Here is a 25,526-nt window from a genome sequence, read left to right as displayed (position 1 = left end):
GGCAAAAGGGTTTGGTGTTCGTCTGAAAAATGCCCGGCCCGTCGCCGGGCATTTTTGTTTTCGGCAACCGCTCAGGAATGCTTGAACACATTCAGGCCGCGTTGTACCGCCGGCCTGGCTTCGACCGTGTCGAACCAGCGCGATAGCTGTGGAAGTTGCTTCCAGTCCAGTCGATCACGGAACGCTGTGGCAATGGTGAACGCCGAAATGTCGGCCATGGAGAACTGCGCTCCGGCCATGAATTCGTCCGTCAAAAAACTTTGGGCGTAGGTGAGTTGCTCGATCACCCGCAGATCGATGATCGCCGCCGCCTTGTCCTGCCCCGCCTGGTGCAGAAAAAATGCGGCATGGCTGGGGGCGATGACGTCGGTCACGAAAAAGAAATAGCGGTCAATCACCCGGATGCGCTCAGGTCCGGGCTGCGCCGGTGCCAGCCGTCCAGGCGCCTTGGAATCGGCGTACTGGATAATGGCGTTGGACTGGTTGATGACCAGCGCCGGCGTTTTCCCGTAATCGATCAGGGTCGGGACTTTCCCGGCCGGGTTAAGCGCCAGGAAGGCCGGCCCACGATGCTCCTGTGCATACAGGTCGAGCCTGCGTGCCGTGTAAGCAATGCCGGCCTCTTCAAGAGCAATCGCTGCCCGCAGACTGTTGCCGGTATTAGCGCCGTAGAGCTGTAGCTGATCGTTCATGGGTCATTGCTCTTGTAGGGACACACAAGCAGCTACCGAACGCTGCTGATGATGTCAGTATGATGAAAATCCGCCGCACCGATATGCAAAAACAGTGATCGTCCATACCCCTGCGCGACAAGGCTTATCCCTCCACGAAAACTACTTTCACTGCGTTTGATAATAGCCTCTCGAAATGTTTTAAGAGTTTCACAAGCCAGCCAGTCAACCCTCACCTCGAACTTCCGATGCGCAAGTCACTCATCGGGCGCACCTGTTTTCGCGCTCGTGTTGAGTGCTGTTGCGTGGGCGGCAATCGGGCCCTGTCTGGCGCTGAAGCCCTCAAATAACGATAAGAAACACCCAGGAGCACCGTATGTTCAAACGCGCCATTCCCACCGCAGTTCTGTTGGCCACCGGTTCGCTGTGTGCGCAGGCCGCCGATTCCGCCGCCCATGGTTTTCTCGAAGACAGCAAAGCCAGCCTCTCGATGCGCACCTTGTATTTCAACAGCGACAATCGCGATGGCAGCGCTGCCCCTTCGAAAACCGAAGAGACGGCCCAGGGTTTTGTGCTGCGCTATGAGTCGGGGTTTACCCAGGGCACCTTGGGGTTCGGGCTCGATGCTCAGGCATTGCTCGGCATCACACTGGACAGCGGAGCGGGGCGCCACGTCGGTAGCGGCATGATCCCGACTGACGGCGACGGCGCTGCCGACGCCTGGAGCAGCTTCGGTCCTACGGCGAAGATGCGCCTTGCCAGGACCGAATTTCGCTACGGCACCTTGCTGCCAAAGTTGCCGATCCTTCTGGCGAACGATGCTCGCGTGTTGCCGCAATCGTTTACCGGCGCGCAGATCACCTCGAACGACATTGATGGCCTGACATTGACCAGCGGTGTGCTTGAACACGCGGTAGGACGCGCCTCGACGGACCGCACCGGCTTGTCGGTCGCCGGCGGCACGCAGGACAGCAACAAGTTCTACTACGCCGGCGCTGACTACAACCTCACCAAAACGCTCAAGACCCAGTATTACTTCGCGCAACTGGAGGACTTCTACAACCAGAACTTTCTCGGTCTGACGCATATTTTGTCCATCGACAGCGCCAGCTCACTGATCACTGACCTGCGCTACTTCCGCACCACCTCGAGCGGTGCCAACAGCACCGCCTCCGGCCGTGCGCAAGGTTATCGGGTATCGGGTTATACCGACGACAACGACGGTGAAATCGACAACAGCACCTGGTCTGCGATGGTCACCTACACCCATGGAGGCCACGCGGTGACGGTGGGCCATCAGCGTGTGGGCGATGGCAGCAACTTCGTCCAGCCCAACCAGGGCAGCCTGGTGGACAAAGGAGCGGGCGGCGGCAGCGTCTACCTGCCCACCGACAAGATGATCCAGAACTTTGCCCGGGCCGGCGAGCAGACGAACTTTGGCCAATACACCTACGACTTCGCGCCCTTGGGCGTGCCGGGCCTGAAAGCCTCGATCGTGTATTTGAAGGGCACGGACATCAAGGTGCAAAACGCCAGCGACCAGTCCGAGTGGGAGCGCGACATGACCCTGGACTACGTGCTGCAATCGGGCACGTTCAAGGGGGTGGGTTTCACACTGCGTAACGCCAAGTCCAATACCGATGCCGGGCGCAATGTGGATCAGAATCGACTGATCATCAATTACACGTTGTCGTTGTTGTAATCACGCCACAACCCCTGTGGGAGCGAGCCTGCTCGCGAATGCAGAGTGTCAGTCAATGCAGGTGTCGACTGACCCACCGCCATCGCGAGCAAGCTCGCTCCCACAAAGGATTGATGTCGAACACAAAGTCCGCGTACGACGAAAATCCACTGTGGGAGCGAGCTTGCTCGCGATGGCGGACTGACAGGCAACAGAGATGTACGGTGTAGGGCTTAACGAAAAAACTCCCCCGGTGTTTCGCCGAATTGCTGGCGGAAGGCAGCGATAAAAGCCGACGTCGAGTCGTAGCCACAGGACAACGCGACGTCGGTCACTCGCTCGCCCTGTTCCAGTGGCGTCAGGGCGCCGAGCAGGCGCAAACGCTGACGCCAGGCGCGAAAGGTCAGGCCGGTGTCGCGCAGGAACAGGCGACTGAGGGTTTTCTCGGTGACGCCGAACTTGTCGCTCCAGTGACTGAGCGTGGTCTGTTGCTCCGGGTGCGACTCCAGGCTTTGAGCGATCTGCCGCAGTCGGCTGTCCTGGGGCAGGGGCAGCATCAAATCGATCTGTGGCGCTTCAGCCAATTGATCCAGAATCACCTGGGCCAGCCGACCGTGCGGACCGTTCTGATCGTATTCCACCGGAATCTGGCTGAAGGCACGGATCAACTCGCGCAACAGATCGCTGACCCCCAACACATGACAGCCCGGCGGCGCCCAGGTCGAGACGCTGCAATCGATGTACAGGCTGCGCATTTCCGTGCGCGGCGAGCTGAACACCCGGTGCGGCATGCCCGCCGGAATCCACACCGCACGCTCCGGCGGGGCGACGAAACGCCCGACGCCGGTCTGTATTTCGAGCACGCCCTGAATCGCGTAGGAAAGCTGCACCCACGGGTGGCTGTGGCGCCGGGTCAGGGCGCGATTGGGCAGCGATTCGGTACGGCCGTAGAGCGGTCGTGGCAGGCTGGACAGCCCGGGAATACTGCGTCGAACACTCTTGTCATGTCCTTTAGGCGGCATCAGCTGGCTCATCGGCGTTAGTCGGTAATTCCCAGTCACGTTAGAGTCGCTTTCACGTACTGGCAACCCCCGGATGATCAACCCCATGACTCGCCCCCGTTTGTTACCCGACAACTTCACCCTGACCCTGATCGGCGTGGTGACGCTCGCCAGCCTGCTGCCCGCCAGCGGTGAGGTTGCGGTCGGTTTTGGCTGGCTGACCAACATCGCCATCGCACTGTTGTTTTTCCTGCATGGCGCCAAGTTGTCCCGCGAATCGATCCTTGCCGGCGCCGGGCACTGGCGCCTGCATTTGCTGGTGTTCAGCCTGACCTTCGTGCTGTTCCCGTTGCTCGGCCTGGCGCTCAAGCCGCTGCTGTCGCCGCTGATCGGCAATGACCTGTACATGGGCATGCTTTACCTGTGCGCGCTGCCCGCCACGGTGCAGTCGGCGATTGCCTTTACCTCGCTGGCACGGGGCAACATCCCGGCGGCGATTTGCAGTGCGGCGGCGTCCAGCCTGTTCGGGATTTTTCTCACGCCGCTCTTGGTGACCCTGCTGCTGAATGTCCACGGCGAAGGCTCCTCGACCCTCGACGCCATCCTCAAGATCAGCGTGCAGTTGCTGCTGCCATTCATTGCCGGACAGATCGCCCGGCGCTGGATCGGCAACTGGGTGGCGCGCAACAAGAGCTGGCTGAAGTTCGTCGATCAGGGTTCGATTTTGCTGGTGGTCTACGGGGCGTTCAGCGAGGCGGTGATCGAAGGCCTCTGGCATCAGATTCCGCTGTGGGAACTGGCCGGGCTGGTGGTGGCGTGCTGTGTGCTTCTGGCATTGGTGCTGGTGGCCTCAACCGTGCTGGGCAAGGCATTCGGCTTCAATCAGGAAGACCGCATCACCATTCTCTTCTGCGGCTCGAAGAAAAGCCTGGCAACCGGCGTACCGATGGCCCAGGTGTTGTTTGCCGGTAGCACCATTGGCGTGCTGATCCTGCCGTTGATGCTGTTCCACCAGATTCAACTGATGGTCTGTGCGGTGCTGGCGCAGCGTTATGCCAATCGGCCGGAATCGATTCCAGAGCTGATGGCCCAGGTTGATCCCTGATGATCCGGGACTGGAGCGGTAAAGGCTCCAGTCCCGGTATCGATTACCGCTGGTCAGCCGCCAATGGCGGGGTGCGCGGCGGGATCATGCGTTTGTTTCCGGTCGACTCGAACGCCGACGCCAGGTGCAGCAGTGACGAGTCGTCATAGGCGCGCCCGGCAAACGTCAGGCCGACCGGCATGCCGATGTCCGGCATCACGCCCATCGGCACAGTGACCGTTGGCACACCAAGATGACGGATAGCGAGGTTGCCGTTGGCGACCCATACGCCGTTGCTCCAGGCGATGTCCGCCGATTGCGGGTCGACATCGGCATTCGCCGGGCCCACATCGGCGACCGTCGGGAACAGCACAGCGTCGAGACCCAGCCGATCCATCCAGTCTTCCAGATCGATCTTGCGGGTCTTTTCCAGTCCGCGCAGGCCGTCCGGCACTGTGCTGATCTGATCCCACGGCGTAATGCCGCGCTCAGCCATACGCACGTATTCGTCCATGCCCGCAGCCAAGTCGCCCTCGCGATTGGGCAGGGTGCCCGGGTCGTGAGGGAAGATCTGCGGACCGTCGACATCGACCAGACGGTTCAGTTTCGGATCGCCGTTGGCCTGCAGGAAATCATCGAACGCCCAGGCGGTCAGGTCCCACAGTTCATGGTGTAAAAATTCCTTGGAGACGATGCCGCGATTGAACACGGTCGGCGCGCCCGGGCGATCGCCCTCGCAATTGGAGACCAGCGGGAAATCCACTTCGAGCACTTCGGCACCCGCGTCTTCCAGGGCCTTGCGCGCCTGTTCCCAGAGCCCGATCACTGAAGGACGGGTGTTGATGCGTTGGCCGGTCGGGCCACCAATGCCCGGCGCTTCAGAGGTGCCGGCTTCAGGGTCGGCGTTGATGTACATGCGCGGGATGCCGAACTTCTTGCCTTTGAGCGCATCGCTGTTGGCAGCCAGCGCCGCGTAGGATTTGGGGCGCACCAGGGACGAGCTCGGGATCGGCACCCAGGGTTGCAGGCGCCACAGATCGCCACGGGTGTCCGGGTCATCGGCGACCACCACGTCGAGCACTTCGAGCAGGTCGGCCATGGTCCGGGCAAACGGCACGACCACGTCCATGGTCGGGGTCAACGGCCAGTTGCCGCGCACCGAGATCACCCCGCGTGAAGGGGTGTAGGCGCACAAACCATTGTTCGAGGCCGGGCCGCGACCGCTCGACCAGGTTTCTTCCGCCAGGCCAAAGGCCGCGAAACTCGCGGCAGTAGCAGTACCCGCGCCGTTCGACGAACCGGAGGCGAAAGGGGCGGTGAGGTAGTCAGCGTTGTACGGGCTCTCGGCGCGGCCGTAGACGCCGCGCTGCATCCCGCCGTTGGCCATCGGCGGCATGTTGGTCTTGCCCAGGCAGATCGCCCCGGCGGCGCGCAGGCGTTCGATGGTGAACGCATCGCGATAGGCGACCAGGTCTTTGAAGGCCGGGCTGCCGGAAGCGGCAGTCAGCCCCTTGACCAGATAACTGTCCTTGGCGGTGTAAGGGATGCCGTCCAGCGGTCCCAGCGCCTGGCCCTTGGCGCGACGGGCGTCAGACGCCTGCGCTTCGGCGAGGGCCTCGGGGTTGCGCACCACGACCGCGTTCAGGGCGGTGGGCGTCTCGGGGCCGTCATAGGCGTCGATCCGCGCGAGATAGGCCTGGACCAGTTCAACCGAGGTGGTCAGGCCGGATTCGAGCGCAGCGCGCAGCTCGGCAATGGAAACTTCGGTAACTTCGATCATGCTGCCACCGCCGCTTGCAGGTGGAGGGTCCCAAACACTTCACTTTTCTCGAAATGGACTTTCATATCGTTATTCTCGTTGCACTGTGTGGCACGACAGGGTCGGGTGTTAAAAATACTGAGCACTATTTAGCATTAAACCGGGATTTTAGGAATCCGTTGTCCAATTTATCTTACAGGCGACAGAAAAAAGGCCACCACAACCCGACGTTGTGGTGGCCCGAGGGTGACTCATTATAGTGGCCCGCGCGCGCAGGCCAATGGATCAGTGAGCGCCGGCGGCCTTGTTCAGGTCGCTTTCGGCCCATTCGGTGTAGACGCAGGCATCGGCGGTGGCCCAGCGCACCCGCACCGGGTCACCGGCCTTGAGCGGCATGCCAGCGGCGGACAGTGCCTTGACCGTCATCGAGGTGCCGCCAGCGGTGACCACGCTGCAGGTCTGGCTTTCGCCGAGAAACAACACTTCAACGACCTTGGCCGAGACTTCGTTCCAGCCGGCGGCCAGCGGTTCGGCAATGGCTTGTTCATTGCTCAGGGCCAGGGCTTTTTCCGGACGCACCATCAGCAGCACGTCCTGGTCGGTTTGCAGGCTGGCGGTGAGTCGGATCGACAGCGGCTGCCCTTCGAAGGTCGCCACCGCATTACCCTGGGCCTTGAGCTTGAGGAAGTTCGAGTTGCCGAGGAACGAGGCGACAAAGGCGTTCGGCGGATTCTGGTACAGGTCATAACCACTGCCGAGGCCGACGATCTTGCCGTGACTGAAAATCGCGATGCGCTGGGACAGGCGCATGGCTTCTTCCTGATCGTGGGTCACGTAGACGATGGTGATGCCCAGGCGCCGATGCAGCTGACGCAGTTCATCCTGCAAGTCTTCGCGCAGTTTTTTGTCCAGCGCGCCCAGCGGTTCGTCCATCAGCAGGATGCGTGGTTCGTATACCAGCGCCCGTGCAATGGCGACCCGTTGCTGCTGGCCGCCGGACAGTTGCGAAGGGCGGCGATGGGCGAATTGCTCAAGCTGCACCAGCTTGAGCATCGCATCGACCCGGCGCTCGCGTTCGGCGGCGGCCAGTTTGCGGATGGCCAGCGGGAAGGCGATGTTGTCGCGCACCGACAGGTGCGGGAACAGCGAGTAGCGCTGGAACACCATGCCGATGTCGCGTTTGTGCGGCGGCACGTTCACCAGCGACTGGCCGTTGACCAGGATCTCGCCGCTGCTCGGGGTTTCGAAGCCGGCAAGCATCGACAGCGTGGTGCTTTTGCCCGAGCCGCTGGAGCCGAGGAAGGTGAGGAATTCACCGTCCTTGATGTCCAGCGAGATGTTGTCCACGGCGGCAAAGTCGCCGTAGTGCTTGTTCAGGTTACGCAGGCTGACCAGGGGTTTGTCATTTTGCTGCGCGGAATCTTTGATCACTGCACTCATGTCGTACTCCTGGCGCTCAAGCGCTGATTTCGTTGCGCCGGCGCAGAGCGGCGGCGATCACCATGACCAATACCGAGAGGCCGATCAGCAGCGTCGAAGCGACGGCGATCACGGGCGTCAGGTCCTGGCGCAGGGTGGTCCACATTTTCACGGGAAGGGTTTGCAGGGTCGGGCTGGCCATCATCACGCTGAGCACCACTTCATCCCACGAGACGAGGAAGGCGAAGAGGGCGCCGGCCACCATGCCCGGACGGATCGCCGGGAAGGTCACCTTGAACACCGCTTGCAAGCGCGAGGCGCCGCAGATCACCGCCGCATCTTCAATCGACTGATCGAACAGCTTCAGCGAGTTGATGATCGAGATGATGGTGAACGGCAACGCGACGATCACGTGGCTGACCACGAAGGCGAACATGGTCCCGGTGTAACCCAGTTTCAGGAACAGCGCATACACCGCCACGGCGATGATCACCAGCGGCACGATCATCGGCAGGGTGAACAGGCCGTAGAGCATTTCCCGGCCGGGAAAGCGGCCACGCACCAGGGCGAACGCGGTGGGCAGGCCCAAAGCGACGGCGAAGAAGGTGGTCAGCACCGCGACCTTGAGGCTGGCCATGGCCGCGTTCATCCAGTCGGCATTGGAGAAGAACTGGCCGTACCATTTCAGCGTCCAGCCCGGCGGCGGGAACACCAGCCATTGCGACGATCCGAACGACAGCAGCACGATGAACACGATCGGTAGCAGCAGGAACAGACCGATCAGCCCGGTGGTGGCATACAGGCCGAAGCGCATCCGGCGGCTCATGGCATTGGGGGTCAGGAGCATGACGGCTTACCTCGCGTTGCTGGCGCCAACCGGGGATTCCGGCTGGAGCTTCAGGTAGAAGTAGAACAACACCAGCGTGATCACGATCAGCAACGCGGCGCCGGCGCTGGCCAGGCCCCAGTTGAGGAACGACTGCACCTGCTGAATGATGAACTCGGGCAGCATCATGTTCTGCGCACCGCCCAGCAGCGCCGGGGTCACGTAGTAACCAAGGGACATCACGAACACCATCAGGCCACCGGAGAACAGCCCCGGCCGGCACAGCGGCAGGAACACCCGGAAGAAGTTGGTCCACGGACTGGCCCCGCAGATCGAACCGGCCTGCAGGATCATCGGGTCGATGGCCTGCATGGTCGCTTGCAACGGCAGCACGATGAACGGGATCATGATGTAGCTCATGCCGATCACCACCCCGGTGAGGTTGTGCACCATCTCCAGCGGTTGATCGATGATGCCCATGGCCATCAGCGCCTTGTTGATCACCCCGGAGGCTTGCAGCAGCACCAGCCACGAATAAGTGCGGGCGAGCAGGCTGGTCCACATCGACAGCAGCACGATGTTCAGGATCCAGCGGCCCCAGCCGCGGGGCACCAGGGTGATCGCCCAGGCCAGCGGGAAGCCCAGCAACAGGCTGAACAGGGTCACAAGGCCAGCCACCGAGAAGGTGTTGAGCAACACCCGGGCATAGGCCGAGTTGGCGAACAGCTGTTCGTAATTGCCCAGGCCCGGCACCGGTTCCAGCACGCCGCGCAGCAGCAGGCCAATCAACGGCGCGAGAAAGAACAGGCCGAGAAACAGCAGGGCGGGCACCAGGTTGCTCGCGCCACGCCAGCGCTGGGCCAGGGAAGGGGATTGCGTCATCACAGCTGCCTTGGCGGGGGCCGAACCGGCAGCGCCAGTGGCGCTCCCGGTGGCAGTGGATGGACGAGACGCGGTTGCCGTCATTTTCATTTGACCAGCCATTCGTTCCACCGTGTCGCGATGGCCGGACCGTTCTTGGCCCAGTACGCGAAATCAAGAGTGATCTGATCCTTTGCGTAAGCGGTCGGCAGGTTTGGCGCCAGCGTCGAGTCCAGGCGCTGCACGCTGTCGACGTTGACCGGGGCGTAGGCGGTCAGGTTGGAGAAGTCGGCCTGGCCTTTGGCGCTGCTGGCGTTGGCCAGGAACTTCATCGCCGCGTCCTTGTTTTTCGAACCCTTGGGAATGACCAGGATGTCGGCCATGACCAGGTTCTGTTTCCAGCTTACGCCGACTGGGGCGCCGTCTTCTTGCAGGGCATGAATCCGGCCGTTCCAGAACTGGCCCATGCTCGCTTCACCGGAGGCCAGCAGCTGCTGCGACTGCGCGCCGCCGCCCCACCAGACGATGTCTTTCTTGATGGTGTCGAGTTTCTTGAACGCGCGGTCCAGGTCCAGCGGGTAGAGCTTGTCCGCCGCTACACCGTCGGCCAGCAGCGCCAGTTCCAGTACGCCAGGGCTTGGCCATTTGTAGAGGGCGCGTTTGCCGGGGTAGGTCTTGGTGTCGAACAGCGCGGACCAGTCCTGAGGTTTGCTGGCGCCGAGCTTGCCTTCGTTGTAGCCGAGGACGAAGGAGAAGAAGAACGAGCCGACGCCGTGATCGCTGACGAAACGCGGGTCGATCTTGTCGCGTTCAATGACTTTGAAATCGAGGGGTTCGAGCAAGCCTTCGGCGGCGGCGCGCAGGGCGAAGTCGGCTTCGACGTCGACCACGTCCCACTGCACGTTGCCGCTTTCGACCATGGCCTTGAGCTTGCCGTAGTCGGTCGGGCCATCCTGCACAACGGTGATGCCGCTGGCCTTGCTGAACGGGTCGGCCCAGGCCTGCTTCTGCGCATCCTGGGTGCTGCCGCCCCAACTGACGAAGTTGACGCTTTCAGCCGCCAGCAATGCCTGGCTGGTCACGCTCAGCAGTCCCGCAAAAAGAACCGCGGTCGCACGTTTGTTCAACACCATTTTCACGCCCTCATTGTTGTGTTTATGAGCGGGGCTTTCGAGTGCCCGCCTATCGGGAGCATCAGGTCCGTCGAGTCAGTTCTGACTGTCCGGTCTATGGAATATCATATTATGGTATTCCAAACTTTGTGCAAGCACTTTGCCGTACCGGCTATCAGCCAAAAGTGGTTTTTTGGCTCTGGGGTTTGGCCTGAGCCTGTCAGGCAATGCAATCCCTTGTGGGAGCGAGCTTGCTCGCGATGAGGGCGTGTTAGTCGATACAAGTGATGACTGTCATACCGCTATCGCGAGCAAGCTCGCTCCCACAGGGAATTGCGCTAAACCGAGGGTCAGTCGGTGAATGGAATACTCTCCACCACCTCCAGGTCATACCCGGTCAAGCCCGCATACTTCAGCGGCGGGCCGAGGTGGCGCAGTTTGCCGACACCCAGGTTCTGCAGGATCTGCGCACCGGTGCCCACCTCCGAGTAAATCCGCGACTGCGAACGGCTGAACTGCCGGGGCGGCTGGGTCAATTGCGGCACCCGCTCGAGCAACGCCTGCGAGGATTCGTGATTGGCCAGCACCACCACCACGCCGTGGCCTTCGGCGGCGACACGCTGCAAGGCGGCCCACAATGTCCAGTTGCTCGGCCCGCTGTACTCGGCACCAACCAGATCGCGCAATGGATCGATCACATGCACCCGCACCAGTGTCGGTTGCTCGCGGCGCAGATCGCCCATGACCATGGCCATGTGGACACCGCCTTCGATGCGATCCTCAAAGGTGATCAGACGAAAGGTGCCGTGCACGGTCGGCAGATCACGCTCACCGATGCGCACGATGGTGTGCTCGGTGCTGAGGCGATAGTGAATCAGGTCGGCGATGGTGCCGATCTTGATCCCGTGCTTGCGCGCGAACACTTCCAGGTCCGGACGGCGGGCCATGGTGCCGTCGTCGTTCATCACTTCGACGATCACCGAGGCGGGCGTATGGCCGGCCAGGCGTGCCAGGTCGCAGCCGGCTTCGGTGTGGCCGGCGCGGGTCAGCACGCCGCCTTCCCGGGCGCGCAACGGGAAGATGTGGCCGGGCTGCACGATGTCGGCGGGGCCGGCTTGGGCGGCGACGGCAGCGGCCACGGTGCATGCACGATCGGCAGCGGAGATACCGGTGGTCACACCGACGGCGGCCTCGATGGACACGGTGAACGCGGTGCTGAACACGCTGCCGTTGCTCGGCACCATCTGCTCCAGGCCCAGGCGTTTGCAGTGTTCGTCGGTCAGGGTCAGGCAGATCAGGCCCCGGGCTTCACGGGCCATGAAGCTGATCGCCTCGGGTGTGCAGCAATCGGCGGCCAGCAACAGGTCGCCTTCGTTTTCCCGGTCTTCATCGTCGACCAGCAGGACCATTTTGCCGAGGCGGTAATCTTCGATGATTTCTTCGATGCTGTTGAAGGCCATGCTGGAGTCTCAGTGTTTGTTGGATTGGTAATGTGGTATACCATAATACAAAACAAACTGAGAGGTCACTATGAAGGCGTACTGGATTGCTCATGTGGATGTCACCGATCCCGATCAATACAGCCAATACACTCAGCGGGCGCCGAAGGCGTTTGAGCTGTATGGCGGTCGGATTCTGGCGCGGGGTGGGCGTAGCGAGGCGATGGAAGGGCGGTCTACGCCGCAACGCAGTGTGGTGATTGAGTTTGATTCCTATGAGCAGGCGGTGGCTTGTTATCGGTCGGCGTTGTATCAGGAGGCTAGGGGGCACCGTGAGGGTGTGGCTTTGGCTGAGGTGATTATTGTCGAGGGTGTGGCGCCGCTCTAAAAAGCGACTGAGTTGAGTACATATCCGTTGCTGCGGTAACGGCGGCTTATGGTTTCGCCCTTACGGCGAGTCCCTTTTGGCAAACGCCCCAAAAGGAACCAAAAGGTCTCGCCCCTTACGTACGGCCCCTCGCCAAGGCTCGGGGTTCCTTCGCTCCGGCATTCATCCGGGGGCATTGCCCTCCGGTCGGCTTCGCTTCGACCTACATGCAATGAGTTCGACTGCGTCGAACGGCGCTGCGCGCCAGTCCCCGGATGAACACCTGCGCTCAGCCTGCCGAGGGGGCGGGTGGATCAAGATCAAGAGCTGCAGGCGAGCTAACGCTCGGCCTGATGAGTGGTGAAGAGCGACGCGGTGGTGTGTGCTGCTGTGCTTTTGCTTTTCTGTGGGAGCGAGCTTGCTCGCGATGGCGGCCTGCCAGCCGACCAATTTCTTGCTGATGTCCACAGATCAAATTGTGGGAGCGAGCTTGCTCGCGATGACGGCCTGACAGCCGACCAAGTGCATCCCAGACGAACGAAACCCGCGAACAGGTCGGCCGGTAGGCCGCCTCGCTTTGGCTTTGGCTTTTGATCTTCTTGCCCCCTCGTGAGGCCGAGTGGAGGTTCTGCGCAGTGGGCAACCCGGCATGGATGCCGGGTTAGCCGCCGCCGGCCATGGATGGCCGATGGCGGCGGGCCCACGGAGCAGGACCGGAGCGAGGGGGTGCCGAGCCACAGCGAGGCACCGAATGTCAGGGGCAAGAGCGTTTGGTTACTTTGCGCTTTTCAAAGTGATCCGCTGTAAGAGCGGAACCCTAAGTGGCCGTTACCGCAGGAATGGATATGTACACCGACCAGAAAACAGCCGAACAAGGGGATTCTCCAAAACAGCTAGCGAATAAAGTGAATCTTCCCGCTGTCATCATTGCCCATATAAATGCCATACACCCCAGCCTGGCGCTCCTCGATATAGCGCTCAAGGATCTGCCGGATCGCCGGGTAGTAGATGCTGTCCCAGGGAATATCCTCAGGCGCGAAGAATTGGTAGTCGAGGGTTTCCGGGCCGTACTGTCCGGTAATCTCCAGCGCGATGGCGCGAAAGATGATGTACACCTCGCTGATCTTGGGCACGCTGAAAATCGAGTAGGGCGAGACGATTTCCGCGTGCACGCCGCTTTCTTCCCAGACCTCGCGCAAGGCCGCCTGCTCGGTGGTCTCGCCGCTTTCCATGAAGCCCGCCGGCAGGGTCCAAGTGCCCGGACGCGGCGGAATCGCGCGTTGGCACAGCAAATATTTGCCGTCCTGCTCGATGATGCAGCCGGCAATGATCTTCGGATTGACGTAATGGATGTAGCCGCAGCCGCGGCACATCAGGCGCTCGTGCGTATCGCCCGGCGGCACCTGCTGACCGAGATCAGCGCTACCGCACTTGGGGCAAAAGCTCGGGCTGAACATTTCAGCGACCTATGCGCGGTTCTTTCAGCGCGATGGGCTGGGTGATCGCCGGGATGTCGCCGGTTTCTTCCTGCTTGCGCTTGAGGTAATCCAGGGCCACGGCAGCGGCTGCACGCACGTGGTCGACGCACGCCTGGTGGGCGGCCAGCGGGTCACCGCCCTTGATCGCTTCGACCATGCGTTCCATTTCCTGGTTACTGGCGCCGCGACGGTTTTCCTGGGACACCGAGGTCGCCCGCAGGTAGCTGATGCGTGCCTGCAACTGGCGCAGCTGAGTGGCCGCGACATGGTTGCCCGAGCCTTCGAGCAGCACATCGTAGAAACCCTGAACCGAGTCGATAACCTGTTGCAGCTCGCCGTCTTTCAGCGCCTTGCGGTTTTCTTCCAGGGCTTTTTCCAGGGCCTTGATGTCCTTGGCCTTGGCGCGCAGGGTGAACAGTTGAACGATCAGCCCTTCGAGCACGCAGCGCAGCTCGTAGATGTCCACGGCATCGGCCAGGGTAATGATCGCGACACGCGGGCCCTTGGCATCGGCGAATTCCACCAGGCCTTCGGATTCCAGGTGACGCAAGGCTTCGCGCACGGAAGTACGGCTGACGCCCAGGCGATCGCACAGATCGCGTTCGACCAGACGGTCTCCCGGCAGGAGCTGGAAGTTCATGATGGCGCTTCGCAGTTTATCCAGCACGATTTCGCGCAGGGTAACGGGGTTGCGATTGACCTTGAAGCTGTCGTCGAGTGGCAGGCGTTTCATGGGGTCCGCTCTGATTGTGGCTGTCCATGCAAAAAGAGCACTTCGATTACGGGAATCTGGGTGCTCGGTCGGATCAAACAGCCAAGGGTTAACTGGAGGCCTCGGCATCGGCTTCGGCGAAGGCTTCACGGGCGAGCCGGAAACTGTCTACGGCAGCGGGGACACCGCAATAAATGCCGACCTGAAGCAGTATTTCGCGTATTTGCTCACGACTCAGGCCGTTACGCAAGGCGCCGCGCACATGCAGCTTGAGTTCGTGCGGCCGGTTGAGGGCCGAGATCATCGCCAGGTTGATCATGCTGCGCTCCTTGAGCGACAAGCCCTCACGACCCCAGACATGACCCCAACAATACTCGGTGACCATTTCCTGCAATGGCCGGGTGAAGTCGTCGGCGTTCTCGATGGAACGATTGACGTAGGCCTCACCCAGCACTTGGGTGCGGATCTTCAGGCCTTTTTCATACTTTTCGTTGGTCATTTGCGTAGCTCCCGTGGGCTCAGAGGCCGCCCATCAAGGTGTATTTGAGTTCCAGGTAATCCTCGATGCCGTACTTCGACCCTTCACGGCCCAGCCCCGAGGACTTGATGCCGCCAAACGGCGCGACTTCGGTGGAAATCAGCCCTTCGTTGATCCCGACCATGCCGTATTCCAGTGCCTCGCTCATGCGCCAGGCACGGCCCAGGTCACGGGTGTAGCAGTAGGCGGCGAGGCCGAACTCGGTGTCGTTGGCCATCTCGACGGCCTGGGCTTCGGTGTCGAAGCGGAACACGGCGGCCAGTGGACCAAAGGTTTCATCCCGGGCGACCTTCATCTGCGTGGTGACGCCTGTGAGCACGGTCGGCTGGAAGAAGCCGTTGCCCAATGCATGACGTTCGCCGCCGCACAGCAATTGTGCGCCGTTTGCCAGGGCGTCTTGCACGTGGTCTTCGACCTTGGCCACGGCACGCTCGTTGATCAGCGGCCCTTGGGTGACGCCATCATCGAAACCGCTGCCGACCTTGAGTTGCGAAATCCGCTCGGCCAGGCGCGCGACAAAGGCGTCGTGGATGCCGTCCTGCACCAGGAAGCGGTTGACGCAGACGCAGGTCTGCCCGGCATTGCGGAATTTGGCGATCAGCGCACCGTCAACGGCGCGCTCCAGATCGGCATCGTCGAAGACAATGAACGGCGCGTTGCCGCCCAGTTCCAGCGAGACTTTTTTCAACGTTGGCGCGCACTGGGCCATCAGCAGTTTGCCGATGGCGGTGGAGCCGGTGAATGACAGTTTGCGCACCTGCGGGCTGGCTGTCAGCTCGGCGCCGATGGCGATGGCATCGCCGGTGATCACGTTGAAAATCCCGGCGGGAATGCCAGCCTGTTCTGCCAGCGCCGCCATGGCCAGTGCCGAGAACGGTGTTTCCGGGGCCGGTTTGACGATGCATGGGCAACCGGCTGCCAGCGCCGGGCCGGCCTTGCGGGTGATCATCGCCGCCGGGAAGTTCCACGGGGTGATGGCCGCGACGACGCCAATCGGCTCCTTGCTGACCACGATGCGCGCATCGCCCTTGTGGCTGGGAATCGTGTCGCCGTAAATGCGCTTGGCCTCTTCGGCGAACCACTCGATGAAGCTCGCGGCGTAGAGGATTTCGCCTTTGGCTTCGGCCAGTGGCTTGCCTTGTTCGAGGGTGAGGATTTGTGCCAGGGCGTCGGCGTTTTCCAGCATCAGCGCATGCCAGCGCTTGAGCGTATCGCTGCGCTCCTTGGCGGTCAGTGCGCGCCAGGCCGGCCAGGCCTTGTTGGCGGCATCGATGGCCATGCGCGCGTGCTCGGCGCCGAGGTTCGGCACCTGGCCGATCAACTCGCCGGTGGCCGGGTTGAAGATGTCCTGACAGGCGCCATCCGGCGCGTCCAGCCATTGGCCGTTGATGTAGGCCTGCTGGCGGAACAGTAACGAGGCTGCTGGGCTCATGCCGGCTCCTGGAAAGAATGAAGACTTATCTGTCTGGTGCAGTACCTGTGGGAGCGAGCTTGCTCGCGATAGCGGTGTATCAGTCGACATACATGTTGAATGTCAGTCCGTCATCGCGAGCAAGCTCGCTCCCACAAGGGATTGGCTCCCACAGGGGGATTGTGTAGATCCATCAGGCCAGGGTGGGCAACGGCCCCAGCTTGCCTTTGTGGTAGATCATCGGCGTCACCGGTTGCTCCGGCAGGATCAGGTTCTTCACCGCGCCGACGATGATCGCGTGATCACCGCCGTCGTATTCGCGCCACAGTTCGCACTCGATGATCGCCGTCGCCTTGGCGAGGATCGGGTTACCCAAATCGCTCAAGTGCCACTCGATACCTTTGGCCTTGTCCTTGCCTTTACCGGCGAAGGCATAGGCCTCGGCGGTCTGGTCGGCGGACAGCAGGTGAATCGCGAACTGCTTGCTGTCGCGCAGCACCGGGTAGGTGTCGGAGCCGTAGTTGGGGCAGAACAGCACCAGTGCCGGGTCAATCGACAGCGCACTGAACGCGCTGGCGGTGATGCCGACGATGCCGCCGTCCGGGTCCAGGGTGGTGACCACCGTGACCCCGGACGGGAACGAGCTCATCACGTCTTTGTAAATGCCGGGTTCGATCATTTTCCAGGACTCCTAGCGCATCACGAAGGGATCAGGCATCGGTGCCTGGGACAGGTTGATCCACACCGTTTTCAGCTCGGTGTAGGCCAGCACCGAATCGATGCCGCTTTCGCGTCCATAGCCACTGTTCTTGAAGCCGCCGATCGGCGCCATGGCCGAGACCGCGCGGTAGGTGTTGACCCAGATGATCCCCGAACGCACGTCCCGGGCCAGGCGATGGGCGCGGCCCAGGTCGCGGGTCCAGATGCCGGCGGCGAGGCCGAACTGCGAGTCGTTGGCGATCGCCAGCGCTTCGGCTTCGTCCTTGAAGCGGATGACCGAAGCCACCGGGCCAAAGACTTCTTCCTGCATGATCTTCATCGAGTTGCGGTCGCACTCGAACAGCGTCGGCTCGTAGAACCAGCCGTCGCCCAGATTGGTCGGACGCTTGCCGCCCAGGCGCAGGCGCGCACCTTCGGCGATGGCGTCAGCCACCAGCCCTTCGACCACGGCCAGTTGCTGCGCGGTGGCCATCGGGCCCATTTCGCTGCTGTCGTCCTGGGGGTTGCCGATGCGGATGCGCTGGGCGCGTTCCACCAGACGGCCGACGAACTCGTCGTAGATCTCGTCCTGCACCAGCAAACGCGAACCGGACACGCAGCTCTGCCCGGAGGCGGCGTAGATCCCGGCGATGGCACCGTTGATCGCGCTGTCGAGGTCGGCGTCGGCGAAGATGATGTTCGGCGATTTGCCGCCCAGTTCCAGCGACAGTTTGGCGAAGTTCTCCGCGCTGCTGCGCACCACATGCCGCGCCGTGGCCGCGCCGCCGGTGAAGGCGATCTTGCGCACCAGCGGATGGCGGGTGAGGGCGGCGCCGGTGCTTGGGCCGTAGCCGGTGACGACGTTGACTACCCCCGGCGGAATCCCGGCTTCCAGCGCCAGGCGTGCCAGTTCGAGGATGGTCGCCGAGGCGTGTTCCGACGGCTTGATCACGATGGTGTTGCCCGCCGCGAGGGCCGGGGCGAGTTTGATCGCGGTCAGGTACAGCGGACTGTTCCACGGAATGATCGCGGCAACCACGCCCATGGCTTCGTGCACGGTGTAGGCAAACAGGTCCGGCTTGTCCAGCGGCAGGGTGCCGCCTTCGAGCTTGTCCGCCAGGCCTGCGGTGTAGTGGAAGAACTCCGGCAGATAGCCAACCTGGCCACGGGTTTCGCGGATCAGCTTGCCGTTGTCGCGGCTTTCCAGCTGCGCCAGTTGTTCTTTGTTTTCGGCGATCAGGTCGCCCAGGCGTCGCAGCAGTTTGCCGCGAGCGGTGGCGGTCAAACCGCGCCAGGCCGGGCTGTCGAAAGCCGTCTGCGCAGCCTGCACGGCGCGCTCGACATCGGCTTCGTCGGCATCGGGCAGCTCGGCCCAAGGCTCGGCCAGCGCCGGGTTGAGGCTTTCGAAGGTCTTGCCGGACAGGGCATCGACCCATTCACCGCCGATGCACATCTGGAAGCGTGCGAGTGTCATGCAACGATCCCCTTGATCTGGTTTTGTTGGGAGTGCGCAGCCTGCAGAAACTCCAGCAACAGCTGGTTGACCAGGCGCGGCGATTCTACGGGCATCATATGCCGTTGCTCGGCGAGTACGGCAGCGGTCGCGCCGGGAATGCGTTCGGCCAGTTGTCTGGCCATTTCCGGGGTCGAACCGGGGTCCAGTTCGCCGGTGGCGATCAACGTTGGCACCTGGATACTGGCCAGGTCGTCGGCGCGGTACATGTCCTGGGTGGCGAACAGTTCGTAAGTGGTCAGGTAACCCTGCGGGTCATTGCCAGCCAGGGTCTGGCGAATCGCGGCGATCTGCGCCGGGTTGGCCGCCTGGTACTCGCGGCTGAACCAGCGCGACAGCGCCGCTTCGGCATTGGCGTCCGGCCCGTGTTCGGCGGCCTGACTGGTGCGGGCGATGACCCCGGCGCGCTGTTCGGCGCTGCGGTTGAACACGCTGTTGAGCACCACCAGGCCTTCCAGGTGTTGCGGGTAGTGCAGGGCAAAGGCCCGCGCCACCAGCCCGCCCATGGAAAAGCCGATCACCGTTGCCTTGGGCAATTGCAGGTGGTCGAGCAGTTCCAGCAACTGGTCGGCATAGCCGAGCAACGGTGTGCCACTCTCCGGCCGCGGGCTGGCGCCATGGCCGAGCATGTCGTAGGCGATGACGCGGTACTGCGTGGCCAGGCCAACGATCTGGCCGCCCCACATTTCTTTGTTCAGGCCCACGCCGTGGATCAAGACCACGGGCTGGCCTTGGCCGGTCGCCAGGTAACTGGTGCCAGCCGGGGTGAGTTCAGCGGTGAGCCGAATCATGGAGCGCTCCTGCAATGCCTTCTTGTTGTCGTTCTGCTGGCCGGTTACTGGGCTTTTTCGGCTGCCAGTTCTTCCAGGTCGATGTAGCGATTGCCGATGCGCGGGTGCAGGCGGCCGCCGTCGGCGCAACCCAGGACCACGACGATTTCGTCGGCACGCGGTGCGTCTTCAATCTGCATTTCCAGGGTGATGTAGTGCGAACGCAGGCCTTCGTCGTCCTTGTGCATCATCGGGATCTGGATCGAGGTGCCCGGGCCGCCGCGCTTGTTGGTGAAGCTCAGGTAGCTCTTGGCCTTGACCGCTTCGCGGTAATGGTTGCCGAAGCGCAGGGTGTGGATCACCGCCGAAGCGTGCTCGATCTCGCCGTCGGCGCCGACCACCGCAGCCTTGCCGTACGCCTCGATTTTCTCGGCACCGCCGATGATGCCCACCAGACGCTCAACCATCAGTGCGCCGAGGTCGGAGCAGTTGGCGCGGATCTGTGGTTTCAGGTCTTCGACGAAACCGTTGCCCAGCCAGGGGTTTTTCATCACCACGGCCAGACCGACCATGGTCACGGGCTTATCGGTGGCTTTGCCGCCTTCAATAAAGGTTTCTTCGACATAGCTGACGATCTTGCGGATTTCGAAACTCATGAGCTGCTCCGTAGAGGTTTTGGGTGTCTGTGCGTCTGATGGTATACCATAATACCGGAAGCACAAGTCCCCGAATGGAGTTTCTGGCTGGATGGCATGCAAAAATGTGCGCCACGGGCAGCAGCGGACAAACGGCAGGCACGGGTTTATGCCGGGCGCAGGCCCGGCATGGGGGAGAAGAGAAGGGTAAGGAAGGGGATCAGCGGTGAAGCGGGGTCAAGCGGTGCGTCGGGTTTGCTACCGGCTGTCCGTCAGGACTTCGCCTCCTTGGTCCCCAGCACATCACGGATGTTGTCCACCACATTGCTGTCCTTGATCACATCGTTGAGCCAGCCCTCGAGCGGCATGTTGCCCCATTTGATCGCGCGTTCGATCAGGTAGGGGACGGGGCTCTGGGGTTCGGTCTGCTTGAAGAACTGCGCAATACCCGCCAGCAGGGTGAATGCCTCGTCGCGGGTTTGCGGTGTGGTGCGCAGCGGTGTGACGGGGATGTCTTGCTGGGTCTGGGTCATTGCGGCACCTGCAGGTTGTGCGCCAGCGCTTTCGGAGACGGTCGGGGGGGGAGCGACAGGGGCCGGGTTCAGTTCGATGCCGCGATCCTTGAGCAGTTTTTCGGCCAGTTGGCCTGCGCGGGACAACACGTCATGGAGCCCGGCAAAGCTTGGCGCGTCATGGCCGAAAAGCCTGTCGGCGGTGCTCTGTAGTTGCTGGCAGGCCTTCAGGCTGGCGGCGATTTCGCCGGCTTTCTGGCGCAGGTGATCGGAGTCGGTCAGCACCACCGAACGCTGGAACACTTCGGCGTTGATCTTGCCTTCGTCGAGGGCGGCGCGCATGGCCTGGGGGTTCTGCAACGCCAGGTTTTCGACATGCCGGGATTCGTCATAACGCAGCAGGCCGTACTGTTGGCCCTGGGTGATCGGCAGTCCGCCCACCACATCCGCCAGCGACGTTTTCATCCACGCCAAACGGGCAGCGCGTTCATCGACCCCGTCCTCGAGGGAAGGGAAGAGGCCGGTCCAGAAATTGTCCAGCAGGCGTTCGGCCAGGGTCAGGCCGAAGCTGATACCGGTGAAATGGTACTTGTGCGCCAGGGCTTCGCTGAGCCAGGCGACGAGCATCAGGTCCTTGCTCTGCCGAGCCAGGCCTTGGGCAGCCAGGGTGAGGGTCAGATCCCAGTCGGATGACTTCAGATCGGTTTGCCAGTCACCCTGGGTCAGGTAATCGGGGTCTGCTCGCCGTGCTTCTTTCACCTGATCGAACAAGGTGGAAAAGCTCAGGTCTTCGCCGCTCCCCTCATTGATGGGCGCGGTCAGTTCGGCCAGCGAAAGGTCGTTGAGAAATTCAGACATGGGAAACTCTGATCAGACTAAAAGAACACCGCGCCCGCCGGGCAGGCACGGTGCCGAAAACGAGCCGCGTGCGCGGCCCGTCATTGCCACGGTGTTATGCGAAAACCTTGTTCGCGGTGCGATCCCAACCACCGGTGACGTTACCGCCGCCCTGGCCATCTGCACGGCTCTGCTGGGTGTAGGTGGTCTTGATGCGGGCGAAGTTGAAGCTGATTTCTTCGATCGGCAGGTCGCCAACCGCTTTGTCTTCACCGTTCTGGCTGCCGCCAGCGACCGCTTTCACGGACGACACCACGACTTCTTCCAGGTTGATGGTCAGATAGGTCACCTTGTCGCCACCGGCACGGTTCACGTTCAGCTGGATCTTGGCGATGTGGGTGCCTTTGCAGCAGGCTTCGAACAGCTTGGCAGAAGCCTTGTCCACGGCTTTGCGGATGCTGAAGTCGCTCAACGCAACACGCTCCGACGAAGCACCGCCCGAAGAGCTGGCCGTCGCGGAAGTCGCCTGGGTTGCGCCGTACTCGTAGCCCAGCACTTCGATCCAATCCTTGTGTTTGTCGTCCAGAACTTCACCTGGAATGCCGTCGATCTGGATGTATGCGTCAAATGCCATTTCTATTTTCTCCTTACCTTCATTTAAAGGGATGTCACCTGCAAGCAGGTCGCAGCCCTTCGCTTTAACCTCTTTGAATCGATCAACAGAGGTGTCTTATGCCGGCTCGGGCCTCTCGTCGAGATGACCCGGATGCCGGTATTTCTTCACAAGGCGCGCATGCTCAGTTGAGTGCCCGCACTTCGATTTCTACCCGCCGGTTAGGCTCAAGGCAGCGGATCAGCAGGGCCCTTGGTTGCTGCATGTCGCACTTGACCAAGGGCTTGTTGCTGCCTTCGCCGACGGCTTCGACCAGCTCGCCGGGCACGCCTTTGCCTACCAGATAGGTCTTGATGGTTTGCGCCCGCTGTTTGGAAACCTGCAGGTTGCCTTGGGGATCGCCGAGTTGATCGGCGTGCCCGGCGATGATGATTTTTCCGATGTTGGGGGTGCTCAGCAGCTTGCCGGCGATCGCGCTGAGCTGGCTTTGGCCTTCGGTCTTGAGGCTCTGGAAATCCGCACGGGCGAAAGCGAACAGGGTGTCCGACTCCAGCGTGATGGTTTCGATCGAGCGCAACGACTGAGTCAGCAGGCTGTTGATGTAGTTGCGCGAGCTGGAGATCAGGAACGCGTTGTCGAGGATCCGCGGCACGTCCGACTGGTGAATCTGGTCGCTGTAGAAATTGATCTGGCGACTGGCGAATTCATAGTCCGAGGCGGCGACACTGGCGTTGCCGACCTGACGGGCAATCGCCGGGTACCAGTAGTCCGGGATTTTCGCCTTCAGGAACGCAGGGTCGGCCTTTTCCCGTTGTGCACGGGACAACATGACGTAGGTGTCCAGCGTCGCCTTGCCGAAACCGGCGATGGACTGCGCCCGGTTGTCGTTGGGCAGCGCCTTGGGTTCGACGCTGTCCACGCCAGTCACGGGCATCAACTCTTTGGCATTGCGCTGATAGACCTTGAGGGTGGTCAGCAAGTACAACGAGCGGGTCAGGTTGTCGGCCGTGGGCTTGAGCATCACGCTTTCCAGGCGGTCGAAATAGCGGCTGCGCACCAGTGGTTCTACCTTGTGGCCTTGATAGAGCCCGAGGCGCATGCGCAGCGGCACACCTTCGTCGTGGTGCTGCGCGTAGTAGTGCGCGGTCCAGAAACGCAGGCGGTCCAGGGTTTGCCAGGCGGTGTACTGAGCAGGTACTGAACGGTCGTCGATGCCAGCCTGAGTCAGTTCTGCCGAGAGACTCTGCAAGGTGTTCCTGTTGTTCACATACGACCAGCCCGACAGGCTGCACAGCAGCACCGCGACCACTGCGGCACCGCCAATCCAGGTCGCCCGGCGCCGACGCTCGCGGTGGTTGGTGGTGTACAGCGCCACCAGGTGCTGGTCGGGAATGATGACCTTGCGGAACAGACTGTTGATGAACAACGGGCGCGGTTGTGCATTGCCGTTGGCGGTCTCCCGGTCACCTTCCAGGGAAAAGCGCTCGGTCACCTGCCGTGCGTGTCCACCCAGTTCCGGCTGGTCTGCGTCCAGCGCGCTGGTGAAATAGAAGCCGCGCAGCAGTTCCGCACTTTGATAAGGGTTGGCGCGCAACAGGGCATCGACGAACAGTTGAAGCCGTGGCTTGAGGGCTGCCAGTTCCAGCGGGAAGCGATACACCGCCGAATCCTGCCGGGTGATCTGGATGTCCTGGGTGACCAGTTGCTGGCTCGCCACTTGTTGCCAATAGCTGACCAGTTCGTCCATCGCGACGCCAAAGCGCTGCCCCCAGTCGGCCTGCTCAAAGCCTTTGTGGGAGAAGGTCTTGCCCATGACTTCGCCGCGTGCGGTTTCATCGAGCTGGCGATAGAAGGGCGCAAAACCCGGCACCAGGTCGCACTTGGTGAACACCAGGTAGACCGGCAGGCGCACTTCCAGCAGGGCATGGGTTTCCTGGATGCGTTCGCGCAGGCGCTTGGCGATGCGCTCCTGATCCTCGAGCGAGGCTTGCAGGATGTCGTGGATGCTGACGGTGACGATCAGACCATTGAGCGGCCGACGCTGGCGATGCTGGCGCAGCAGTTGCAGGAACGCGCGCCATTTGCCGGCCTCTTCCTGGTTGTTCATGTAGCGGCCGGCGGTGTCCAGCAACACGGCTTCGGAGCTGAAGAACCAGTCGCAGTTGCGGGTGCCACCCAGACCTGCGACCCGCACACCCTCGCGCTCGGCGTAGGGGAAGTTCAGACCCGACTGGTAGAGCATGGTGCTTTTGCCCGCTGCGGGCTGACCGACCACCAGGTACCACGGCAGGGCGTACAGCGCGTCCTTGGGGTTGCTGCCCCGTGGCTTGTTGCTGTGCAAGCGCTCGATGCTCTGCAGCAGACGCTCGCGCAACAGGCTGACTTCCTCGCGATCCGCCGGGCTCGCGTTCAACACGGCCTGATCGGCATCCTCGCGCAGCAGTCCTTCGAGGTTGTGATGCCGGGACACGCCCCGATAGAGCAGCAGCACATAACCAGCGGACAGGAGCAAGAACACGCCGATGCCGGTCAGCAGGCTGTTGAGCGAACTGAAGCCGAACGCACGCCCGATGCCCCACACCACGAAGATCGTGAGGAAAAAGCACACCCCCAGAATGTAGGGTTGATAGCGCAAGAAGTAATACTTGATCTTGTTCATACAGGCTTCGAATCCAGGGCATCGACAAAACGGTCGATAACGTCACCCAGCGGGCGGTCGATTTCGGGAAAGGCGTGTTTGCGGTGGTGCTCGTCAAAGGCATCGAAAGACGCCAGAACGTCGTAGCTTTGCGAACGGTCAGCGATGCCGGTCAGCAGGCGATAGGCATCGCTGGTCTGGCGCGATGCAAAACAGATCAGCCGGGGCCGCATGAAGTCGTCCGCCAGCAGGCTGATCTGCGGCACCGCACGTTCCGGGGTCATCTGCGTCAGCCAGGTGACCCACAGATCGGCGGTCGGGTTCTTCAAGCCCCGTTCCGCCGGCAAGGGCAGGGCGATGCCGATCGGCGTCGCGTGAGCCAGGTGTCTTCTCAGGGCCTGAAGCCGGGTCAGCACGGCGTTGGTGACGAATTCCGGGTAGGCCCCTTCGAGCGCGGTGCTGATATCGCGCAAGTTGAAGTTCACCAGGAACTTGTCATGCACGCGCCGGAACAACTCGAAGTCCTGGCCTTGCAACGGGCGCAGGGCCTTGATGCGGTCGAACAGCACTGAAGTGCTTTCGCCCTGGACGGCCATGTGCAGCAAGGGCCTGATCTGTCCGCTGAACAGTTCGCCCAGAGTGAACGGATTGACCAGAGGCTCGGCTTCAGTGGCCTTGAGGGTCTGGAAAATGAAAAACGGATAACGTCGCCCACTCGAATCCCTCGAGCTGATCAGCCCGCCCAGCAACCAGTTGCCGCTGCGTGCCCGGTAGCTGAAAAAACACAGCGGCAATGCGTCGAACAGTTCGCGCCAGTCTTCGCGGTGCTGCAGGGCGGCCAGCGCCCCTTGCAGCCAGCTATCGAACTCGCAGACGTCGTCGCCCGCACCTTGCAGGCTGACGAAGTCCGGGCTCGCGGGCACCTTGCCGAAGCAACCGATCATTGGCCG

Annotated in this window: 23 protein-coding genes; 3 read left to right on the top strand and 20 right to left on the bottom strand. The window is 62.0% G+C overall.

The genetic code is table 11. The features are described 5' to 3' along the window. Positions 1-71: 71 nt before the first annotated feature. Entirely contained in the window at positions 72-692 is a 621-nt protein-coding gene (locus tag AC1D1M_RS14485) for a glutathione S-transferase family protein (protein ID WP_477776152.1), read from the bottom strand. Between the two features lie 355 nt (positions 693-1,047). Here AC1D1M_RS14485 and AC1D1M_RS14480 point away from each other — a divergent pair, with 355 nt between their 5' ends. Continuing rightward, positions 1,048-2,373, top strand: a complete 1,326-nt coding sequence (locus tag AC1D1M_RS14480; protein ID WP_477776151.1) for an OprD family porin — start codon at positions 1,048-1,050, stop codon at positions 2,371-2,373. 212 nt (positions 2,374-2,585) lie between these two features. Here AC1D1M_RS14480 and AC1D1M_RS14475 read toward each other — a convergent pair whose 3' ends face one another. After that, positions 2,586-3,374 (bottom strand): AraC family transcriptional regulator, encoded by a 789-nt coding sequence (locus tag AC1D1M_RS14475; protein WP_477776150.1) that lies wholly within the window; start codon positions 3,372-3,374, stop codon positions 2,586-2,588. Between the two features lie 85 nt (positions 3,375-3,459). On the opposite strand from AC1D1M_RS14475, the gene AC1D1M_RS14470 reads away from it, so the two are divergent. Then, positions 3,460-4,458: a bile acid:sodium symporter family protein gene (locus AC1D1M_RS14470; protein WP_477776149.1), complete on the top strand. Its 999-nt coding sequence runs from the start codon at positions 3,460-3,462 to the stop codon at positions 4,456-4,458. 43 nt (positions 4,459-4,501) lie between these two features. Here the strand turns inward: AC1D1M_RS14470 and AC1D1M_RS14465 are convergent, their stop codons facing one another. The 6 genes from AC1D1M_RS14465 to ribBA form a co-directional block, all read right to left on the bottom strand. Next, complete coding sequence (locus tag AC1D1M_RS14465; RefSeq protein WP_477776148.1) at positions 4,502-6,217, bottom strand: amidase; 1,716 nt, start codon at positions 6,215-6,217, stop codon at positions 4,502-4,504. Between the two features lie 264 nt (positions 6,218-6,481). Beyond that, positions 6,482-7,636, bottom strand: coding sequence for an ABC transporter ATP-binding protein (locus AC1D1M_RS14460; RefSeq protein ID WP_477776147.1), 1,155 nt, complete (start codon positions 7,634-7,636; stop codon positions 6,482-6,484). A 16-nt stretch (positions 7,637-7,652) separates the two neighbouring features. Then, the gene (locus AC1D1M_RS14455; protein ID WP_007976227.1) at positions 7,653-8,462 is read right to left on the bottom strand and encodes an ABC transporter permease; all 810 of its coding nucleotides are present in this window, start codon (positions 8,460-8,462) and stop codon (positions 7,653-7,655) included. Positions 8,463-8,468: 6 nt separating this feature from the next. Next, entirely contained in the window at positions 8,469-9,413 is a 945-nt protein-coding gene (locus tag AC1D1M_RS14450) for an ABC transporter permease (RefSeq protein ID WP_056723593.1), read from the bottom strand. Beyond that, entirely contained in the window at positions 9,410-10,435 is a 1,026-nt protein-coding gene (locus tag AC1D1M_RS14445) for an ABC transporter substrate-binding protein (RefSeq protein ID WP_477776146.1), read from the bottom strand. The genes AC1D1M_RS14450 and AC1D1M_RS14445 overlap by 4 nt, the downstream gene beginning before the upstream one ends. Before the next feature lie 329 nt (positions 10,436-10,764). Then, a complete protein-coding gene (gene ribBA / locus AC1D1M_RS14440; protein ID WP_477776145.1) occupies positions 10,765-11,874 on the bottom strand; it encodes a bifunctional 3,4-dihydroxy-2-butanone-4-phosphate synthase/GTP cyclohydrolase II in 1,110 nt (369 codons plus the stop codon). A 70-nt stretch (positions 11,875-11,944) separates the two neighbouring features. Here ribBA and AC1D1M_RS14435 point away from each other — a divergent pair, with 70 nt between their 5' ends. Next, the gene (locus AC1D1M_RS14435) at positions 11,945-12,241 is read left to right on the top strand and encodes a DUF1330 domain-containing protein (protein WP_477776144.1); all 297 of its coding nucleotides are present in this window, start codon (positions 11,945-11,947) and stop codon (positions 12,239-12,241) included. An 872-nt stretch (positions 12,242-13,113) separates the two neighbouring features. On the opposite strand, the gene AC1D1M_RS14430 is transcribed toward AC1D1M_RS14435, so the two are convergent. From AC1D1M_RS14430 to tagF, 12 genes are all read right to left on the bottom strand, one after another. Continuing rightward, positions 13,114-13,677, bottom strand: a complete 564-nt coding sequence (locus AC1D1M_RS14430) for an NUDIX hydrolase (protein WP_477776143.1) — start codon at positions 13,675-13,677, stop codon at positions 13,114-13,116. Position 13,678: 1 nt separating this feature from the next. Further along, positions 13,679-14,431: a GntR family transcriptional regulator gene (locus AC1D1M_RS14425; protein ID WP_046042558.1), complete on the bottom strand. Its 753-nt coding sequence runs from the start codon at positions 14,429-14,431 to the stop codon at positions 13,679-13,681. A gap of 88 nt (positions 14,432-14,519) precedes the next feature. After that, entirely contained in the window at positions 14,520-14,909 is a 390-nt protein-coding gene (locus tag AC1D1M_RS14420; RefSeq protein WP_477776142.1) for a carboxymuconolactone decarboxylase family protein, read from the bottom strand. Between the two features lie 19 nt (positions 14,910-14,928). Further along, complete coding sequence (locus AC1D1M_RS14415) at positions 14,929-16,380, bottom strand: NAD-dependent succinate-semialdehyde dehydrogenase (RefSeq protein ID WP_477776141.1); 1,452 nt, start codon at positions 16,378-16,380, stop codon at positions 14,929-14,931. Between the two features lie 172 nt (positions 16,381-16,552). Continuing rightward, positions 16,553-17,038 (bottom strand): flavin reductase family protein, encoded by a 486-nt coding sequence (locus tag AC1D1M_RS14410; protein WP_477776140.1) that lies wholly within the window; start codon positions 17,036-17,038, stop codon positions 16,553-16,555. Between the two features lie 12 nt (positions 17,039-17,050). Next, on the bottom strand, positions 17,051-18,532 hold the full coding sequence (locus AC1D1M_RS14405; protein ID WP_477776139.1) for an aldehyde dehydrogenase: 1,482 nt from the start codon (positions 18,530-18,532) through the stop codon (positions 17,051-17,053). After that, positions 18,529-19,362: an alpha/beta fold hydrolase gene (locus AC1D1M_RS14400; protein ID WP_477776138.1), complete on the bottom strand. Its 834-nt coding sequence runs from the start codon at positions 19,360-19,362 to the stop codon at positions 18,529-18,531. The genes AC1D1M_RS14405 and AC1D1M_RS14400 overlap by 4 nt, the downstream gene beginning before the upstream one ends. A 44-nt stretch (positions 19,363-19,406) precedes the next feature. Continuing rightward, positions 19,407-19,997 carry an amino acid synthesis family protein gene (locus AC1D1M_RS14395; protein ID WP_007978708.1) on the bottom strand — a complete coding sequence of 197 codons (591 nt, stop codon included), beginning with the start codon at positions 19,995-19,997 and terminating at the stop codon, positions 19,407-19,409. A gap of 251 nt (positions 19,998-20,248) precedes the next feature. Continuing rightward, positions 20,249-21,346 carry a type VI secretion system protein TssA gene (gene tssA / locus AC1D1M_RS14390; protein WP_477776137.1) on the bottom strand — a complete coding sequence of 366 codons (1,098 nt, stop codon included), beginning with the start codon at positions 21,344-21,346 and terminating at the stop codon, positions 20,249-20,251. 94 nt (positions 21,347-21,440) lie between these two features. Continuing rightward, positions 21,441-21,959, bottom strand: coding sequence for an Hcp family type VI secretion system effector (locus tag AC1D1M_RS14385; RefSeq protein WP_007978712.1), 519 nt, complete (start codon positions 21,957-21,959; stop codon positions 21,441-21,443). A 163-nt stretch (positions 21,960-22,122) separates the two neighbouring features. Then, positions 22,123-24,597 (bottom strand): type VI secretion system membrane subunit TssM, encoded by a 2,475-nt coding sequence (tssM, locus tag AC1D1M_RS14380; RefSeq protein WP_477776136.1) that lies wholly within the window; start codon positions 24,595-24,597, stop codon positions 22,123-22,125. Further along, entirely contained in the window at positions 24,594-25,520 is a 927-nt protein-coding gene (gene tagF, locus AC1D1M_RS14375) for a type VI secretion system-associated protein TagF (RefSeq protein WP_477776135.1), read from the bottom strand. The genes tssM and tagF overlap by 4 nt, the downstream gene beginning before the upstream one ends. Positions 25,521-25,526 lie beyond the last annotated feature (6 nt).

Source organism: Pseudomonas sp. P1_F7 (assembly GCF_056405655.1).
Note: the sequence above shows the minus strand (reverse complement) of the source record. Positions and strands in the feature narration are given on the sequence as shown.

Bases quoted from the DNA above. Each gene is read 5' to 3' on its own strand.
- AC1D1M_RS14485 (WP_477776152.1), bottom strand. From the start codon at position 692: ATGAACGATCAGCTACAGCTCTACGGCGCTAATACCGGCAACAGTCTG.
- AC1D1M_RS14480 (WP_477776151.1), top strand. From the start codon at position 1,048: ATGTTCAAACGCGCCATTCCCACCGCAGTTCTGTTGGCCACCGGTTCG.
- AC1D1M_RS14475 (WP_477776150.1), bottom strand. From the start codon at position 3,374: ATGCCGCCTAAAGGACATGACAAGAGTGTTCGACGCAGTATTCCCGGG.
- AC1D1M_RS14470 (WP_477776149.1), top strand. From the start codon at position 3,460: ATGACTCGCCCCCGTTTGTTACCCGACAACTTCACCCTGACCCTGATC.
- AC1D1M_RS14465 (WP_477776148.1), bottom strand. From the start codon at position 6,217: ATGATCGAAGTTACCGAAGTTTCCATTGCCGAGCTGCGCGCTGCGCTC.
- AC1D1M_RS14460 (WP_477776147.1), bottom strand. From the start codon at position 7,636: ATGAGTGCAGTGATCAAAGATTCCGCGCAGCAAAATGACAAACCCCTG.
- AC1D1M_RS14455 (WP_007976227.1), bottom strand. From the start codon at position 8,462: ATGCTCCTGACCCCCAATGCCATGAGCCGCCGGATGCGCTTCGGCCTG.
- AC1D1M_RS14450 (WP_056723593.1), bottom strand. From the start codon at position 9,413: ATGAAAATGACGGCAACCGCGTCTCGTCCATCCACTGCCACCGGGAGC.
- AC1D1M_RS14445 (WP_477776146.1), bottom strand. From the start codon at position 10,435: ATGGTGTTGAACAAACGTGCGACCGCGGTTCTTTTTGCGGGACTGCTG.
- ribBA (WP_477776145.1), bottom strand. From the start codon at position 11,874: ATGGCCTTCAACAGCATCGAAGAAATCATCGAAGATTACCGCCTCGGC.
- AC1D1M_RS14435 (WP_477776144.1), top strand. From the start codon at position 11,945: ATGAAGGCGTACTGGATTGCTCATGTGGATGTCACCGATCCCGATCAA.
- AC1D1M_RS14430 (WP_477776143.1), bottom strand. From the start codon at position 13,677: ATGTTCAGCCCGAGCTTTTGCCCCAAGTGCGGTAGCGCTGATCTCGGT.
- AC1D1M_RS14425 (WP_046042558.1), bottom strand. From the start codon at position 14,431: ATGAAACGCCTGCCACTCGACGACAGCTTCAAGGTCAATCGCAACCCC.
- AC1D1M_RS14420 (WP_477776142.1), bottom strand. From the start codon at position 14,909: ATGACCAACGAAAAGTATGAAAAAGGCCTGAAGATCCGCACCCAAGTG.
- AC1D1M_RS14415 (WP_477776141.1), bottom strand. From the start codon at position 16,380: ATGAGCCCAGCAGCCTCGTTACTGTTCCGCCAGCAGGCCTACATCAAC.
- AC1D1M_RS14410 (WP_477776140.1), bottom strand. From the start codon at position 17,038: ATGATCGAACCCGGCATTTACAAAGACGTGATGAGCTCGTTCCCGTCC.
- AC1D1M_RS14405 (WP_477776139.1), bottom strand. From the start codon at position 18,532: ATGACACTCGCACGCTTCCAGATGTGCATCGGCGGTGAATGGGTCGAT.
- AC1D1M_RS14400 (WP_477776138.1), bottom strand. From the start codon at position 19,362: ATGATTCGGCTCACCGCTGAACTCACCCCGGCTGGCACCAGTTACCTG.
- AC1D1M_RS14395 (WP_007978708.1), bottom strand. From the start codon at position 19,997: ATGAGTTTCGAAATCCGCAAGATCGTCAGCTATGTCGAAGAAACCTTT.
- tssA (WP_477776137.1), bottom strand. From the start codon at position 21,346: ATGTCTGAATTTCTCAACGACCTTTCGCTGGCCGAACTGACCGCGCCC.
- AC1D1M_RS14385 (WP_007978712.1), bottom strand. From the start codon at position 21,959: ATGGCATTTGACGCATACATCCAGATCGACGGCATTCCAGGTGAAGTT.
- tssM (WP_477776136.1), bottom strand. From the start codon at position 24,597: ATGAACAAGATCAAGTATTACTTCTTGCGCTATCAACCCTACATTCTG.
- tagF (WP_477776135.1), bottom strand. From the start codon at position 25,520: ATGATCGGTTGCTTCGGCAAGGTGCCCGCGAGCCCGGACTTCGTCAGC.